General features: G+C 60.3%; 11 protein-coding genes. 4 read left to right on the plus strand and 7 right to left on the minus strand.

Annotated elements, in window-relative coordinates; genetic code table 11:
* Positions 1-6: 6 nt before the first annotated feature.
* Together OXE05_01730 and OXE05_01735 are read left to right on the plus strand one after the other, a co-directional pair.
* Complete coding sequence (locus OXE05_01730; GenBank protein MCY4436037.1) at positions 7-2,094, plus strand: hydantoinase/oxoprolinase family protein; 2,088 nt, start codon at positions 7-9, stop codon at positions 2,092-2,094.
* Complete coding sequence (locus OXE05_01735; GenBank protein ID MCY4436038.1) at positions 2,091-3,812, plus strand: hydantoinase B/oxoprolinase family protein; 1,722 nt, start codon at positions 2,091-2,093, stop codon at positions 3,810-3,812. Before OXE05_01730 ends, OXE05_01735 begins: the two co-directional genes overlap by 4 nt.
* Before the next feature lie 247 nt (positions 3,813-4,059).
* On the opposite strand, the gene OXE05_01740 is transcribed toward OXE05_01735, so the two are convergent.
* The 4 genes from OXE05_01740 to OXE05_01755 form a co-directional block, all read right to left on the minus strand.
* Positions 4,060-5,679: an FAD-dependent oxidoreductase gene (locus tag OXE05_01740; GenBank protein MCY4436039.1), complete on the minus strand. Its 1,620-nt coding sequence runs from the start codon at positions 5,677-5,679 to the stop codon at positions 4,060-4,062.
* Positions 5,680-5,823: 144 nt separating this feature from the next.
* Positions 5,824-7,122 carry a DegT/DnrJ/EryC1/StrS family aminotransferase gene (locus OXE05_01745; protein MCY4436040.1) on the minus strand — a complete coding sequence of 433 codons (1,299 nt, stop codon included), beginning with the start codon at positions 7,120-7,122 and terminating at the stop codon, positions 5,824-5,826.
* A gap of 220 nt (positions 7,123-7,342) precedes the next feature.
* Positions 7,343-8,503 carry a PspC domain-containing protein gene (locus OXE05_01750; GenBank protein ID MCY4436041.1) on the minus strand — a complete coding sequence of 387 codons (1,161 nt, stop codon included), beginning with the start codon at positions 8,501-8,503 and terminating at the stop codon, positions 7,343-7,345.
* 308 nt (positions 8,504-8,811) lie between these two features.
* Positions 8,812-9,738, minus strand: a complete 927-nt coding sequence (locus OXE05_01755; GenBank protein ID MCY4436042.1) for a dihydrodipicolinate synthase family protein — start codon at positions 9,736-9,738, stop codon at positions 8,812-8,814.
* Between the two features lie 397 nt (positions 9,739-10,135).
* Between OXE05_01755 and OXE05_01760 the strand changes: the two genes are divergently transcribed.
* Together OXE05_01760 and OXE05_01765 are read left to right on the plus strand one after the other, a co-directional pair.
* Positions 10,136-11,173: a Gfo/Idh/MocA family oxidoreductase gene (locus OXE05_01760; GenBank protein MCY4436043.1), complete on the plus strand. Its 1,038-nt coding sequence runs from the start codon at positions 10,136-10,138 to the stop codon at positions 11,171-11,173.
* A complete protein-coding gene (locus tag OXE05_01765; GenBank protein MCY4436044.1) occupies positions 11,170-11,955 on the plus strand; it encodes a sugar phosphate isomerase/epimerase in 786 nt (261 codons plus the stop codon). Before OXE05_01760 ends, OXE05_01765 begins: the two co-directional genes overlap by 4 nt.
* A gap of 209 nt (positions 11,956-12,164) precedes the next feature.
* On the opposite strand, the gene OXE05_01770 is transcribed toward OXE05_01765, so the two are convergent.
* The 3 genes from OXE05_01770 to OXE05_01780 form a co-directional block, all read right to left on the minus strand.
* Positions 12,165-12,788, minus strand: a complete 624-nt coding sequence (locus OXE05_01770; GenBank protein MCY4436045.1) for a GNAT family protein — start codon at positions 12,786-12,788, stop codon at positions 12,165-12,167.
* Positions 12,789-13,051: 263 nt separating this feature from the next.
* Positions 13,052-13,687, minus strand: coding sequence for a GNAT family protein (locus OXE05_01775; GenBank protein ID MCY4436046.1), 636 nt, complete (start codon positions 13,685-13,687; stop codon positions 13,052-13,054).
* Between the two features lie 230 nt (positions 13,688-13,917).
* Positions 13,918-14,547 (minus strand): GNAT family protein, encoded by a 630-nt coding sequence (locus OXE05_01780; protein MCY4436047.1) that lies wholly within the window; start codon positions 14,545-14,547, stop codon positions 13,918-13,920.
* Between the last annotated feature and the right edge of the window lie 263 nt (positions 14,548-14,810).

A 14,810-nucleotide genomic window follows, 5' to 3' on the forward strand; every position in this document is an offset into this window, starting at 1 on the left:
ATGCTTGTGGACTCATCTTTGCGTGTCGGTGTAGATATTGGGGGTACCTTCACCGACCTTGTCTTCATGGACTCGCAGGGGCTGCGGGCATGGACTAAGGTTTCATCCACTGCTGACGACTTTGCGCAAGGCATAGTCCAGGGACTTGATTCGCTCATTCACGATACGAATGCCGAGAGCGCCGACATTGCCGAGGTCATCCACGCTACGACAGTGGCAACCAATGCCATTCTGGAGGGCAAAGGCGCGCTCACGGGTCTCATTACCACTGCGGGCTTTCGCGACGTGCTGGAGATCCGACGCTTGCGCATGCCGCGGCTCTACGACCTGCACTGGGAACCGCCGCAGCCGCTGGTACCGCGTGCGCTGCGCCGGGAAGTCATCGAGCGCTTGGACACGCTGGGCAACGTGGTGCAAGAACTCGACGAAGATAGTGTCCACGCTGCGATAGCACACTTGCTGAAGGCTGGTGTACGTTCGATTGCGGTGTGCCTCATCAACGCCTATCGCAATCCGGCACACGAAGAGCGCATCGGCGCGCTGCTCCACGCTGCGGCTCCAGAAGTGTTCGTTTCTCTTTCGTCGCATGTTCTCCCGGAAATTCGCGAGTATGAGCGGACCAGCACGACGGTAATCAACGCGTACATTGCTCCCGTCATGCGCTCCTATCTCAATCGCCTCCATGAGTCTCTCGATGAACGACGCATCACTGCGCCGGTATACATGATGCAGTCCGCAGGGGGCATGATGGGCGCCGCCAAGGCTGCGGAGCAGCCAATTCACGTGATCGAGTCCGGTCCCGCTGCCGGCGTGATGGGCGCGCTCTCGCTCGCGAACGCAATGGGCGCCGCCAACGCAATAACCCTCGACATGGGCGGCACGACGGCCAAGGCCTCGGTGATCGAGGACGGCCGCATCACGCGCACGAACGACTACGAGGTCGGCGGCGGCATTAGCCTGAGCGCGCGCCTGCAACGCGGTGCGGGCTATGCGCTGCGCGTACCCGCCATTGATATCGCCGAAGTCGGCGCCGGTGGCGGCAGCATCGCGTGGATAGACCCGGCCGGCGGGCTCCGCGTCGGTCCGCACAGCGCAGGCGCCGAGCCAGGCCCTGTGTGCTATTCCCTAGGCGCAAAAGATCCTACACTCACCGACGCCAATGTCGTCCTCGGTTTTCTCAATCCCACGCACTTCCTGGGCGGTGAGTTGCCCATCGACGCTGCTCGCGCACGAACCGTATTGCAGCGGCGGCTCGCAGAACCGCTTGGACTGGGCGTCGCAGACACCGCGCACGGCATTCATCGCATTGCGGTCTCACATATGAGCCGCGCAGTGCGGGCAGTGACCGTGGAGCGCGGACGCTCGCCCTCAGATTTTGTGCTGTTTGCCTTTGGTGGCAGCGGCCCGCTGCATGCCGTTGAAATGGCACGGGAGCTCGGTGTACAGCAGGTTGTAGTGCCGCCGTTTCCGGGTCTGTTTAGCTCATTAGGCCTCTTGTGCGTTGATGTTTCCCAGCACGCCGTGCAGACCGTGCTGCTGCCGCTTGATGCGGTGAGCCAGGACGAGATTGACCGGCAATATCTCGCGCTTGAGTCTCGATTGGCCGCCGAGCTTGGTGTGGGCAGCGGTGCGCGGCAAGACGGCGAGTGGCAACGCTTCGCGGACCTGCGGTATGCAGGCCAGTCTTTCGAACTCACCATCCCACTGCAGGAGTCAATTCCAGCACTGATGCGTGAGGCGTTTGAGCTTGAACACGAGCGCACGTACGGGCACAAGGCCCCGGATGATCCCGTGGAGCTTGTCAATTTACGGGTGGAAGCAACGCTGCCGCGCGAGGGAGCGCACCAATGGGGAGGATCATCGGGCGGAAGGAGATCTCTCGACGGCCCCAAAGAGCGTTCAGCATACTTTGGCGCTGCAATTGGCATGCGGACTGTGCCGTTGCTCGCACGTGAGGATATTGGCACAGAGGATCAGCCGGGACCGTTGATCATCGAGGAGTACGACACCACCGTGCTGGTGCCGCCGCACTGCACAGTGAGGCGAGATGCGTGGGATAACGTGGTGATTACTTTAGGAGAGGAGCAGCCGTGAGCCGAGAGTTCGATCCGGTAGAAACGGAAATCCTCAAGAACGCGCTGGAATCGCTCGTTGATGAGATGGCAATGACGGTACTGCGCACGGCGTATTCGAATAATCTCAAGAACAGCATGGACTTTTCGACCGCGCTCTGCCAACCCAGCGGGGAGCTTATCGCCCAGGGTCTAACACTTCCCTTGCACCTTGGGTCTGTGCCCCACGCTATGGAGAGCATCTTTGCGACGTTTGGCGATGACGTGCAGCCCGGCGACGTGTATATGCTCAACGATCCCTATGCCGGTGGTACGCACTTACCGGACATCTACATCTTCAAGCCGGTATTCCTGGATGGCGTGCTTGCCTGTTACCTGGTTTCCATCGCCCACCACGCGGACGTCGGCGGCATGGTGGCAGGAGGGAACGGCTGTGACGCCACCGAGATCTTCCAGGAAGGCATCCGCATTCCGCCGCTGAAGCTCTATGCCGCCGGCGAACCGAACGATGCCGTCTTTGAGTTGATACGGGCAAACGTGCGCGTGCCGCGGCTGGTGCTCGGCGATCTTCGCGCTCAACTCTCCGCCTGTCACGTGGGCGAGCGACGCGTGGCTGCGCTCTTTGCGCGCTACGGACACGACGATCTCCAGGCGCGGTTTACAGCGCTGCTCGACTACACGGAAAGGCTGGCGCGACAAGCCATTGCCGATCTGCCGGACGGCGAATACGCGTTCACCGACTACATCGATGACGACGGCTTCGATCCAGGTCCGATCCCCATCGCCGTCACCGTGAAGGTGCATGGCGATTCGATGACGGTGGACTTTGCCGGTACGTCGCCCCAGGTCCGCGGCGGCATCAACTCGCCGATACCGTTTACGCGCTCGGCGGTCTATGCTTGTGTCCGCAGCTTAATGGGAGAGGAGATCCCCAATAATGAGGGGTACTTCCGTCCCATCGAGGTAATTGCGCCAAAGAGCTCGGTCATCAATCCCAGCATGCCCGCGCCGGTGGCGGCACGGGGCCTCACCGGCTACCGGACCGCTAACGCCGTGATGGGCGCGCTGGCCAAGCTGGCGCCGGAGCGCATACCGGCGTGTGAAGTTGGCGGTGATACCGGCGTAAGCATCGGCGGCTACGATGACGACGGCAATCCGTTTGTCTACCTGGAGTTCCTCTTTGGCTCGTGGGGAGGCAAGCCCTGGAGCGACGGCACTGACGCTATGGCGAGCATCGTGGTGAATTTTTCAAATAATCCGGTAGAAGTGGTTGAGGCCGAACTCCCCTTGCGCATCGAGCGCTACGGCTACGTGCCGGACTCCGAAGGCGCCGGCACGTACCGCGGCGGCCTGGCGCTCGTACGCGACTACCGCCTGCGCGAGCGGCGCGCCACGTTGCAATTGCGTTCGGATCGACATAAAAACCACGCGTACGGGCTGGCCGGCGGTCATGACGGCGCGCCTTCAAAGAACATCCTCAATCCGGATACGGAGGCTCGCGTACTAACGAGCAAGGCGACCGAGACGATCTATGAAAACGATCTGTTCCGGCACATGGTTGCCGGGGCCGGCGGCTGGGGCGACCCGTTGGAGCGCGATCCGCAGTTAGTCTTGGATGACGTGCGCAATGAAAAGGTCTCTCGCGAACGCGCCCGTGAGGTCTATGGAGTAGTGGTGACGTCCGACGGCGAACTGGACTGTGAGGCAACTGAGCGTTGCCGCAGTAGGCAGGACGGCTGAGGTAGCAAGTCACTGCATTCCCCTGCGCTCCAATCACTGATGCTTTCCGGCTCAGTGACTTCCGTTCGGTCCCACGCCACGCAAAGCCGACCACACGGGCGTCTTTGAACGAGCCTTCTCAGCTAGGCGTCTGCGGGCGCAAGCTCGGCGAGGCGATCAGCGTTAGCAACCACCTTGCGCAAATCGGGCCAACCTCTTCCACCTACTCCGGATTGGGATTCACGTCGTCATGGCCCAGGAGGCCGCATCAAGATAGCTCTAGGATCTGTCCGTCGGCCAATAAGCGGGTGCGCAACGCTGAGAATTCAAGGTCTTGCACGGCGACCCCTTGGTCTATCGAAAGTACGGCCGCTGTGGCCGCGGACTGCCCGAGGATCAGGAAAACGGGTTCCATACGGATCGATCCGTACGCGATGTGGGAGGCCGAAACGCAAACCGGCACGAGCAGATTCGTGGCCTCTTCCCGCCGGGGCGTAAGCGATCCGTAAGCAATGCTATAGGGCCGGAGCGGCTTCACGCCGATGTCTCCCTCGTTCTGTACGAACCCCTCGCTGGTGACGTACCGCTGCACATTGTGCGAGTCCATCGTGTAAGAACCCATCCCAACGGGCTGCGGCACATCGCGCTTGGCCAAACACTCGTGCTCGGTCATTACGAATGCGCCGACAAGCCTCCGCGCCTCCCGGACATAGAGCTGGTACGGCCAGTTCCCGTTGTCGACAAATTCGTCTCGTGCCAACCCCCATTGGGAGAACTCGGCGCGGACGTCCTCTGGAACTCGCCAATCGTTCGCAAGGAAGTACATGAGCCCCTGCTGGTAGCGGATGTGTTCGCTGACAATTCGATCCCGTACCTCGTAGGTTCCATCGGGATAGCCGTAGTTCTGGCCGATGTTGTCGGTGCTGAAAGGCCCGTGGTTGTTGGTGTCGGTCTTAGAGTTTGGAATCGGGTCAAACTTGCGGAACACCGCTCTCCAGCCCGTAGCCAAGACGCGGAGGAGCAGTCTGTATTCCTCAGGATCATAGCCGTCCGGCCTGGCAAACGGAATCCGGTTCTGCGGCGCCTTCGTCAGGCAAGTCCGGTAGCAATAGGCCTGGATGCGGTGATCGGCTTGGCCATTCTTCCCCGGGAGGGCCGGGGTGACGCGAGGGAGGAGGCCGGAAGCTGGCTCTCCGGCTACGACGAACGGGTCCACGCCATCCGGAAAGTGATGGCCGTGATGGCGCGCGTCTTTCTGGACACCGGCCCATTCCTCGCCAAATTCGTCCGCGCCTTCCCGTCCGACTTTGTACGTCACGCCTGCGGCCGCCATGAGATCCCCTTCGTAGGTAGCGTCAATGAACGCGGAGCCGGCGAAGACCGATCCGTCAAGCGTCGCGATGCTCTGGATACGGCCGCTCTCGACGATCACGCCACCCTTTCGATTGAGGTGCTGGCCCCGTCGGACCTCGACATCGTGCTCCGACACCAAGTCCTCGAAAACGCGCTCGGCAACATGCGGCTCGAATACCCACATCGTCCGAAACTCTCTATCGATCGCAGGCGTGCCTTGGCCGCGGTTGCCATACTCTGCGCGCCGTTGCCACTTCCAGGATGTGGGTTTCTCATAGTGCAGCCAGATGCGGTGGAAGAACTCCCTCGCGAGACCGCCGATCACGGACTTATCCCCCGTGTCTGTCCATCCCAGGCCACCGGAGGAGAGTCCGCCGAGATGTTGCTCCGGGGCGACGACGACAACTGACTTTCCCATCCGGCTGACTTGGACCGCAGCCGAGATCCCAGCCGATGTCCCGCCGTACACGACAACGTCGAAAGTTTCTTCCTGCGGCGGCGCGGTGCGGTCTTCGTAACTGGGGTAACTATTCACTGCTTTCCTCTACGCCCCAACATGTAATAGCAAGCTGCCTGCGCCCACCGGCGCAGGCAGTGCTCTTTTGCTATCGCTTTCCGACTTAGTTGCTTCCGTTCGGCCCCACGCCACGCGAAACATTTAGCCACGCGGGCAATTCTCCTAGGCGCCTGCGGTCGCAAGCTCGGCAAGGCGGCCGGCATTAGCGATCACTTTGCGGAAGGCTGCGCCGACTTGCTCCACCCATTCCGGATTCGGGTCGACGGGAGTCTTGATCCAGAAGGCCGAGCCGTGGATGCGTTCGCTCGCGGGCAAATGGCCGCGCTGCCTGCGCACGCGCGAATCTGACGGAAGGTCTTTCCAGGGTCCGCCCACGCTATTGAGGGCGTAGTCGTTGAACAGCGGCTCAAGGTGCATCACGCCGTAGCCGAACGGCGTGATCTCCGACTTTGTCTGTACGCCTTCAGCGACCAACGCTCTTAGAATTGAATTTGCAGGCACGCCAATAGCCTCCGTGTCGAGTGTCCCGGCGTAGTGCACCAAGCCGCCCCGGATAGCCTTTGGATAGACCTTTTGGGGGTTCACACCAGGGATGGCGCTCAGCAAAGAGTCGAGCCGGTCAAACCATGCCCGGCGTCTCTCGTTCATCTCCGGCAGCCGCCGGAACTGGGCGCGCACCATGCCGATGGCGAGCGGATTGGCGCGATACTTCACGCCAAAACCCATGTTACGCAGGTCCGCGAACTCGGCAGTGGACCAGAGCTTGCCGCAGCGCCCGTACTGCCCCAGCGCGAGCATGCGGTCGTAGAGCGCGTCGTCATCGGTAACGGCGACACCGGCCTCGATGCCCGTCATGGCCTTGCCCTTCTGCAGGCTGAAGCAACCGATGTGGCCGAACGAGCCCACCGGCTTCCCGTCCCAGGTCGCGCCGTGGGCGTGTGAAGCGTCCTCGATGAGGACGATGTCGGTGCCGTCCACGATTTCACGGAAGGCGTCGAGGTCTGCCGGATTGCCGTAGACATGGGTGACGACGATGGCGCAGGTGCGGTCGGTGATCTTGCGCCTGACATCGTCCGGGTCGGCGCAGAAGGTCTCCGGGTCCGCATCGCAGAATACCGGCGTCGCGCCGCAGTGCAGGATGGGGCTGATGCTCGCGTGCCACGTCACGGAGGGCACGATTACCTCTTTACCGGCGTGGGCGCCTGCCGCAAAGATCGCGGAATGCAGCGTAGCAGTGCCGTTGCACATGGCCAGCGCGTGCTTGGTGCCGATAAACTCTCTCCACTCTCTTTCAAAGAGGTCTAACTCGGCGTAAGCGTCGCCGAAGTTGTCCATTACGCGGAGCACATACTCCTTTTCCAGGTCGGTCACACGCTCCCAGCGGTCGTCAATCGGAGCGGTCACTGCCTTTGGCCCGCCATCTAGTGCCAATGTTGCCGGGGCGCTTAGTGTCTTTGCCATGCGTAGCCTCCCAATGTGGCTCGATTGCTTTGACAACAACAATTCACTATGCCCGTTCATTTGTCAAGCACTAGATAGACGGCTGTTCAACACACTTGCTTGCGCGGTCCGACATACGCAAGAAGGCATTGCGCGTCGTAGCGATTGGTAATGCAGAAAGCAAAGGGGGTGTGCATTATCTTGGTGCACACCCCCCTTTCACAATGTGGTGGGCAAGGCTTCAGTGGCCGTTGCTTGCCGCTCTGCTGCGGCTCCAATGCCACAACAGGAATGCGCCTAACCCGATCAAGGCCATCGGCCAGGTGAAGTTGGAAACAAAAGAGGGGAGCATTTGATCGATGACAATGAGTCCCCCGAATGCTACCAAACCGCCGCCGACCCAGGTACGCCACGCCGGTCGGGGTATCGCCCGATTTCTATGAACCAGCATTACGAGGCCGATTCCAATCATGAGGAAGACGCCAAGAATACCATCCGAGAACCAAAAGACGTTCAAACTGTCCAGTAGAGTCAGGATGCTAAGGAGGACCAAGCCGCCGCCGACCCAGGTGCGCCATGCCGGGCGCGGACTATCATCGCTGCGATAGAAGAGCAAGAGAGCGCCGATAACGAGTATTACGAGCGATTCCGGTGAGAACCACAGAAAGTCTACGTTTTCGGCGAGCACAATGAGGCCGACAGTGATCAAACCCGCGCCAAACAAGGGCAGCCAGCGCTGTTTTGCCTTCGCCTTCGGTGCGGCGGTCGCTGGGCGCTGCTCTCCCTGCAAGTCTTCCTCGCTAATACCGAGAATCCCGTTTTCTAGCTCCTGCTCTTGGGCCCGCTTGGCAGTTGCAGGATCGGTAGGGCGCGGCTCCCTGTTGAATGTTTCCCGCACCCGGTCGCCTATGCGCTCTACCATTGGGTCTACGCGCTCTGCCACATCCTTAAATGTATCGTCGGCAGCCGATGTGAACCGACCGCTTTCCGGCATGACCAGCCAGAAGATGGGGTAAGCGACCAGCGTGACGCCACCGCTTATGAGGGTTGCGACGACCCAGAGGACCCGCATGAGAGTGGTATCCATGCCCAGATACTCGGCCAGACCGCCGCACACACCGGCGAGCATGCGCTCGTTGCGGCTGCGCGTGAGGCGTTTCGCGTGGGCAAAGCCTGCGCCCGCACCTGTGTATGCCGGCGCTTCCGGCATGACTATCCAGAAGGCGAGATATGCGAACAGCGCCATACCCCCGGAGAGAAAGATCGCAAATATCCAGAGCAGTCGAACGATGGTGGGATCCCAATCGATGTATTCTGCCAAGCCTCCACAGACACCGGCGCAAGTGCGATCGGCCCGGCTTCGCATGAGGCGCCGCACGGCGGGTTCTACGCTTTCTGCCATCGCTCTCTCCTCCTCACTAGTCAAGTCTAAACATGCTCTTTAGGATTATAAAACTCATTGGGGGAATTAGTCAAGTATGTTAAAGAAGAAAATAGCACTTTTTCCGATTGTTTTGTGAAATGCCTGAGTATGGTAACTCGGAGATTAAGAAAGCGCGGGGGCGATCAATGCAAGAGCGGGCGCGAGCCATCACCAAGTGGAGGCCCCTCGGATTGAAGAAGCCTCACCTGGCGGGAAGCCTGTACATGAGTAATTCCATTGGCGCGAGGCTAACACAGGCGACCCTCCTCGACAGATTTGGCAAGCTGTCAAGCAGACGCAGCTGTATCCGCGTACCGCGACTCATCTTTGGGCAGCAAGTAAGCCTCTGCAAGGATGGCGCGCACTGCTTCATGCGCTACGTTCGGCAACGGTATGAGGGGGTGGCGTGGTTCGCCGCCGTGGTAGCCGCAGAGGGTCATTGCCGCTTTGAGGCCGGCAACGCCAAAGCGGGTCGTAACCGCGGCGTTCGGCGCCATGAGCCGGAATTGAAGTGCGCGCGCCTCATTGATCTCCCCGCGCTGGAAGTGATTGAAGATCTGCACGCACTCGCGCGGCGCCAGGTTCGCCAGCGCGGCCACGCCGCCGGCTGCGCCCACACAAAGTGACGTGAAAAGAAAGCTCGCTGATCCTGCCATGACCGCGAATTCCTCGTCTTGAGTCTGCCGGATAATCTCGGTGATCTGCACGATGTTGCCGGAGCTGTCCTTCAAGCCGATGATGCGCGGGTGCTGCGCCAGGGGCACGACCACATCGGGGCCCAGGTTGATGCCGGTATTGGCGGGCATGTTGTAGATCAGAAGCGGCAGGTCGGCTGAATCCGCCACCGTTGCGTAATAATCGCGCAGTACGTCCGGAGTCAGCGCAGACTTATAGTAGGAAGGCGGCAGCACCAAAGCGGCGTGGGCGCCGCGCGCAGCCGCCGCAGTTATGAAGGCCAACGCTTGCCTTGTCGACTCGTAACCCACGCCAACGATTACTTGGGAGTCCTCAAGGGCACTCGATACTACGGTCTCAAGCACGTGCAGCTTTTCGCTCTCCGTAAGCGCGGGCAATTCGCCGTTGGAACCAAGCGCAACGAAGCCCTTTAGACCGGAGGGGGCGAGTTGCCTGACGTTCTCCGCAAGGAGGTCCAACGCGAGTTCTTGATTCACGAAAGGCGTGGCAAGCGGTGGATAGATGCCGGTCAATTGCATGAATGGATCTCCTGTGAATTCAGGCTGCTCACGGCTTAGTATAGTCTGCGCCTGTCTGTGCGACAAAGTGCGTTCACTTGCCGCACAGACTTTCGCAAGTCCTGCTGTAGGGGTTGGAAGGGACTTTGGTGAGAAAGCATGACGTTAGACTGAAGCGGTCCATTGAGGCACCTCTGGATTCCGGCTTTCGCCGGAATGACGGACTATGAATGGTTCCTTGGAGGTAGGTAGCTCCCCTACGAGCCAAGGGGGAATAATCCAGTAGCTTTCATTTGCATGTGGCGATTTTGTGTTTCATCCGGCGCCACGTACAATAGGCTGAGAAGCGGCCGGCGCGAGCGGCGTCGGCTCATCCGCGCGAGCGAAGCAAGCGCACACATGAAGGGAGCATAGTGCCGTGGCAGTGAGAATTGGCATCATTGGCGTTGGCGGGCGGTCCGTGCGCGAGATGCACGACCTGATTCAGATACCTGATGCGGAGATTGTTGGCTTGTGCGACATCGATGAGCCGCGGTGCGCGGGAGCTGTGGAGTCAATCAATGGCTCCTTGCCGGATGGCGCCAGCCCCATACAACCGGGCATTTTTACCGATCATCGGGCGATGCTCGATGCGGTGGAGTTGGACGCGGTCTACATTTCATTGCCCACCTTTGCGCACGGCCAGATCGACCACGACGTGATCGCGGCCGGTAAGGCGGTATTGATCGAAAAGCCCATCGCTCTCGAGCTTTCCGTAGCTAAGGAGATAGCGGCCCACATTGCCGAAAAAGGGGTAGTGAACTCGGTCGGCTATCAGATGCGGTACGCGCCTTCGGTCGGGCAGACTTGCGCGTTGTTGGAAGGCGTGCCCATTGGCATGGTGATTGCAGTACGTTGGGGCGGCTTGCCGGGCACGCCGTGGTGGCGGGTGCAGGAGCAGTCCGGCGGTATGCTCATCGAACAGCATACGCACGGCATAGACCTGGTGCGCTACTTCGTGGGTGAGCCGGACACTATCTACGCCGCTGGTGACACGGTGCTGCTCACGGATACGCCGAATTTGAACATTTTCGACGTCAATGCGGCCACCGTGCGTTTCAAGAATCGCGCGGTGGGCATGATCGGCAACTCGCCTGCGGCCCATGCCGGCATTCCACCGAACGTCACCAATGTGCTGCACATACTCGCCAAAGACCTCACGGTGACGGCAGGATTCGATAGCACGACGTACTGGCGTCCCGGCGAGCAGCCGGAGACTATCACGTCCGATCAGGACTCAAATCTCTTGCTCAACCAGGCGTTTGTCAACGCGGTCGCCAATAACACGCAGAATGGTATTCTGTCGCCCTACGACGATGCACTGCGCTCGTTCGCGTTCACCTATGCCGGCCAGAAGTCGGCGGAGCTGCGGCGCGAAGTGCAGATCACCGATGACCTTGAGGTGGTAGCGCAATGAAAATCGGCACACGCACGGGCTCGATTGGCGCTGAAGGCGAGGACGCCCTGCCGGTAGCCGCGGAACTGGGCTTCGCAGGCGTCGAATTCTCCATCAGTGCCCGCGACCCGGTGGGAAACATACTTGCGCAGCAGTCCGGCTGGGACGTGCTCAAGCGCCAGGCGGCCGAGACAGGCGTAGCGGTCTGCTCGCTGTGCGTCGGCAATCTGGGAGTGATGTTGACGGGGGATAGCGACGCCCGCCGGCAGGGCATTCAGGTGGCGACAAACGCCATTGCGGCTGCTGCGGCACTCGATGCCCGGCTGATCCTCTGCGCCATGGACGCGCCGCCGGAACAGCCCTACGACGAGTCGTTCGACCGCTGGGTGGACGGTTTCAGCGAGATCATGCCCGCGGCGGAACGCGCCGGCGTCACAATGGCGCCGGAGAGCGTGGGTCGGACGCATCCGCAGTCGGTGGAACGTTTTCGCCGCCTGGTTGCCGCCATCGATTCACCGCAAATTGGGGTTTACTTCGATGTCGGCAACGCCCATACGCAGGGATTTGACTCCGCTGCGGATCTGCGGGCACTTGGCGACCTTGTGAGCCAGATCCACACAAAGGAACCGGACAGCATTCCCCTCATGGGCACCGGCCCGCTGGACTGGGACGCCATCTTTGCGGCAATTGACGCTATCGGCTACGACGGTTGGCTGGTGTTGGAAACCGCTACGGGGGACGACGCGCATGCTTCGGCAGTGTATAATCGCGAGTTCTTGGAGAAGCGTCTTGGGCTGGCGTAGGTGCGCGGAAAAAACGCAATGTTTGCGCAGGCAGGATCCCGCAGCCCGTTCGCGCTGAGGGCTGCGCGAAGCCTGGGCTTATCCAAGCCCTTGTCGAAGCATGGACGGGCTAGATGCTACGTGGCCATTCTGCTGCCAATCTCCCTTCAACAGGCCTGCCCTGAGCTCGTCGAAGTGCTCAGGGCGAACGAAAAACAGCTCGCCTAGGTCTACCGCGGCGCATCCGGCTTGAAGACCTCGGCCAGCACCGGACTGGGTCCCCACTCCGTGGCCAGGCACTCCATGTGGATCAGGTCCCAATACTTGCCGCCCATGAAGTGACTCTCGCGGCGGCGGCCAAACTCCGTGAAGCCGGCTTTCGTGTAGGCACGGATGCCGGCGAGGTTGTACTCGTGGACGTGTAATATCACGTTATGCAGACCTTGCACGGTGAACGCAAAGTCGAGCATGAGTTGCGTTGCTTCCGTGCCGTAGCCCTTGCCCCGCGCGTCCGGTTCGCCGATGGTGATGCCGAATAAGGCGGTGCGGTTACGATAGTCAATGTCGTGGAGACCGGTAGTGCCGATAGGCCGTCCGGAGTTCTTTTCATAAATCGTAAACTGTACGACTGCATCGCCACGCGTGTTGGCGCGTTCGTACCATTGCTCTTCTTGTTCTAAGGTGAGCGGCCGGGGCATGGGACCCAACATACGCAAAGTAGTAAAGTCATTGAACCAACGCGTGTACAGCGGGACCAGGTCTTTGCGCAGCGGGCCGAGCGCCACTTTGTCGCCCACGATGTTGTAGATTGGCGATGTGGCTTCGGGCGACTCACTCTGTGGATTTGTGCTCATTGGAAGTCTTCCTGTGTGCTTGAACTGACCGGTCGCATCGAGCGTCACCGTATTCTCCGTTTGGGCCTGATTCTACCGCTCAAACTTAGTCTGCTTGCCTTGCGTAAGTCTAGTCACCTCAAGTATGACCGGACAGAAGCGCCCTGAGAATATTTCATTGCCTTGGTTCGTCCTTCGACCCATCGAAAACCTCAAGTCAGGCAGGCTCTGAGCCCGCCCGTCCTCGAAACAGCGGATCGACACGCTACGGGGGCGAACGGAGGCTATTCCTCGCGAGACGGTCGCGTCTCATCCGGCTTGAAGACCTGTGCCAGCACGGGGCTCGGTCCCCACTCAGATGACAAGCAGTCCATGAGAATCATATCCCAGAGCTTGCCGCCCATGAAGACACTCTCGCGCCGGCGGCCAAACTCCTTGAAGCCGGTCTTATTGTAAACACGGATGCCGGCAAGATTGTACTCGAACACCGTGAGCATCACGTTGTGCAAGCCCAGTGCCGTAAACGCATAGTCGACCACGAGTTGCGTTGCTTCCGTGCCATAGCCCTTGCCGCGCGCGTCCGGTTCAGCAATGGCGAGGGCGAGCTCAGCCGTGCGGTTGCGATAGTCAACATCGAGGAGACCCGCATTGCCGATGGGACGGGAGCCGCATCGCTCGTAAATCGTGAACGAGATGTCGGTTTTGGCATTCGCTATCAGGCGTTCATGCTGCCGTTCATCCTGCTCCAAGGTTAGCGGCAGCGGCGTCGCGCCGAGCGTGCGCAGTGTGTAGAAGTTGTTGTACCACCGGGTGTAGGTTGGCACCAGGTCCTTGCGCAATGGTCCCAGCGCGACCTTCTCACCCACCATGTTCAAGACCGGCGTTGCTTCCGGTGGCTGTAACTGTGGCTTCGTTTTCATTTGAGTCCCAGTTAGCTGCATTTCCAGTCTGGTTTCAGTGCACGCGCCAGGCTCCTCCGACCACCTCGTTCGAACTGAGCTTGCCGAAGGATATACGCGTGAACGGCTGTGAGTGCGCGGGGCGCTTAACTTTTTTGGCGAATTGCCCTTCGGCCCTTCGACAAGCTCAGAGCCTGCCCCGTACTCGATACAGCGTATCGACACGATACGGGGGCGAACGGAAACCACTACTAGGGTCTCGGGCGCGGTTCGTCCGGCTGCAAGACCTCGGCCAGCACGGGGCTTGGCCCCCATTCTGTTGACAGGCACTCCATGTGAATCTCGTCCCAGCGCCTGCCGCCCATGAGGATCTTCTCGCGGCGGCGCCCATACTGCTTGAAGCCGGCTTTCGTGTAGGCACGGATACCGGCCACGTTGTAAGCGTGGACGGTGAGCTTCACGCTATGTAAGCCGAGTGCCGTGAACGCATAATCGAGCATCAGTTGCGCCGTCTCCGTGCCATAGCCCTTGCCGCGGGCGTCCGGCTCGCCAATGATGATGCCGAATTCGGCAGTGCCGTTGCGATAGTCGACGCCGATACCGGTAACGCCGATGGGTCGTCCGCTGGACCGCTCATATATCGCAAAGTCTAACTCCGCCTCATTGGGCGCGGTCAAACGCTCATTCCGCTGCGCTTCCTGATCTGCGGTCCACGGTTGGACTGGATCTCCCAGCCTGCTCAGGGTGCGAAAGTCGTTATACCAGCGCGCGAAGAGCGGGCTCAGATCTTTGCCCTGCGGGCCCAATGCAACCTTCTCGCCAACGATATTGACGAGCGGCGGTGTTGCTGCAAACTCTTTTGATTGTGTTTTCGTATTCACCTGAGACCTTCTTGCTAACTCTCTTAGCACGCGCACAACGTGTCGGCTTGTCTCTTCATTTGGAGACCCTTGCATAATCCTCGCCACAGCGCGGATGTTCCCTCTCCCTCGACGCGGAGACCTTTGCGCAACTCAAGCGGTAGCGAAATAGTTCCCTCTCCCTCGACGGGAGAGGGTTAGGGTGAGGGTGGATCTCCTGAAATCTCTACATATGCACACCGATTCTGCCCTGATACATCTTGACACTGCCCAGCGTAAAGGGC

Source organism: Chloroflexota bacterium, assembly GCA_026710945.1.
In the GTDB taxonomy this organism is placed as follows: Bacteria; Chloroflexota; UBA11872; order VXOZ01; family VXOZ01; genus VXOZ01.

What these genes read in the sequence shown, in the direction of transcription:
- OXE05_01745 (MCY4436040.1), bottom strand. Translation starts at nt 7,122, where the DNA reads ATGGCAAAGACACTAAGCGCCCCGGCAACATTGGCACTAGATGGCGGG.
- OXE05_01750 (MCY4436041.1), bottom strand. Translation starts at nt 8,503, where the DNA reads ATGGCAGAAAGCGTAGAACCCGCCGTGCGGCGCCTCATGCGAAGCCGG.
- OXE05_01755 (MCY4436042.1), bottom strand. Translation starts at nt 9,738, where the DNA reads ATGCAATTGACCGGCATCTATCCACCGCTTGCCACGCCTTTCGTGAAT.
- OXE05_01765 (MCY4436044.1), top strand. Translation starts at nt 11,170, where the DNA reads ATGAAAATCGGCACACGCACGGGCTCGATTGGCGCTGAAGGCGAGGAC.
- OXE05_01770 (MCY4436045.1), bottom strand. Translation starts at nt 12,788, where the DNA reads ATGAGCACAAATCCACAGAGTGAGTCGCCCGAAGCCACATCGCCAATC.
- OXE05_01775 (MCY4436046.1), bottom strand. Translation starts at nt 13,687, where the DNA reads ATGAAAACGAAGCCACAGTTACAGCCACCGGAAGCAACGCCGGTCTTG.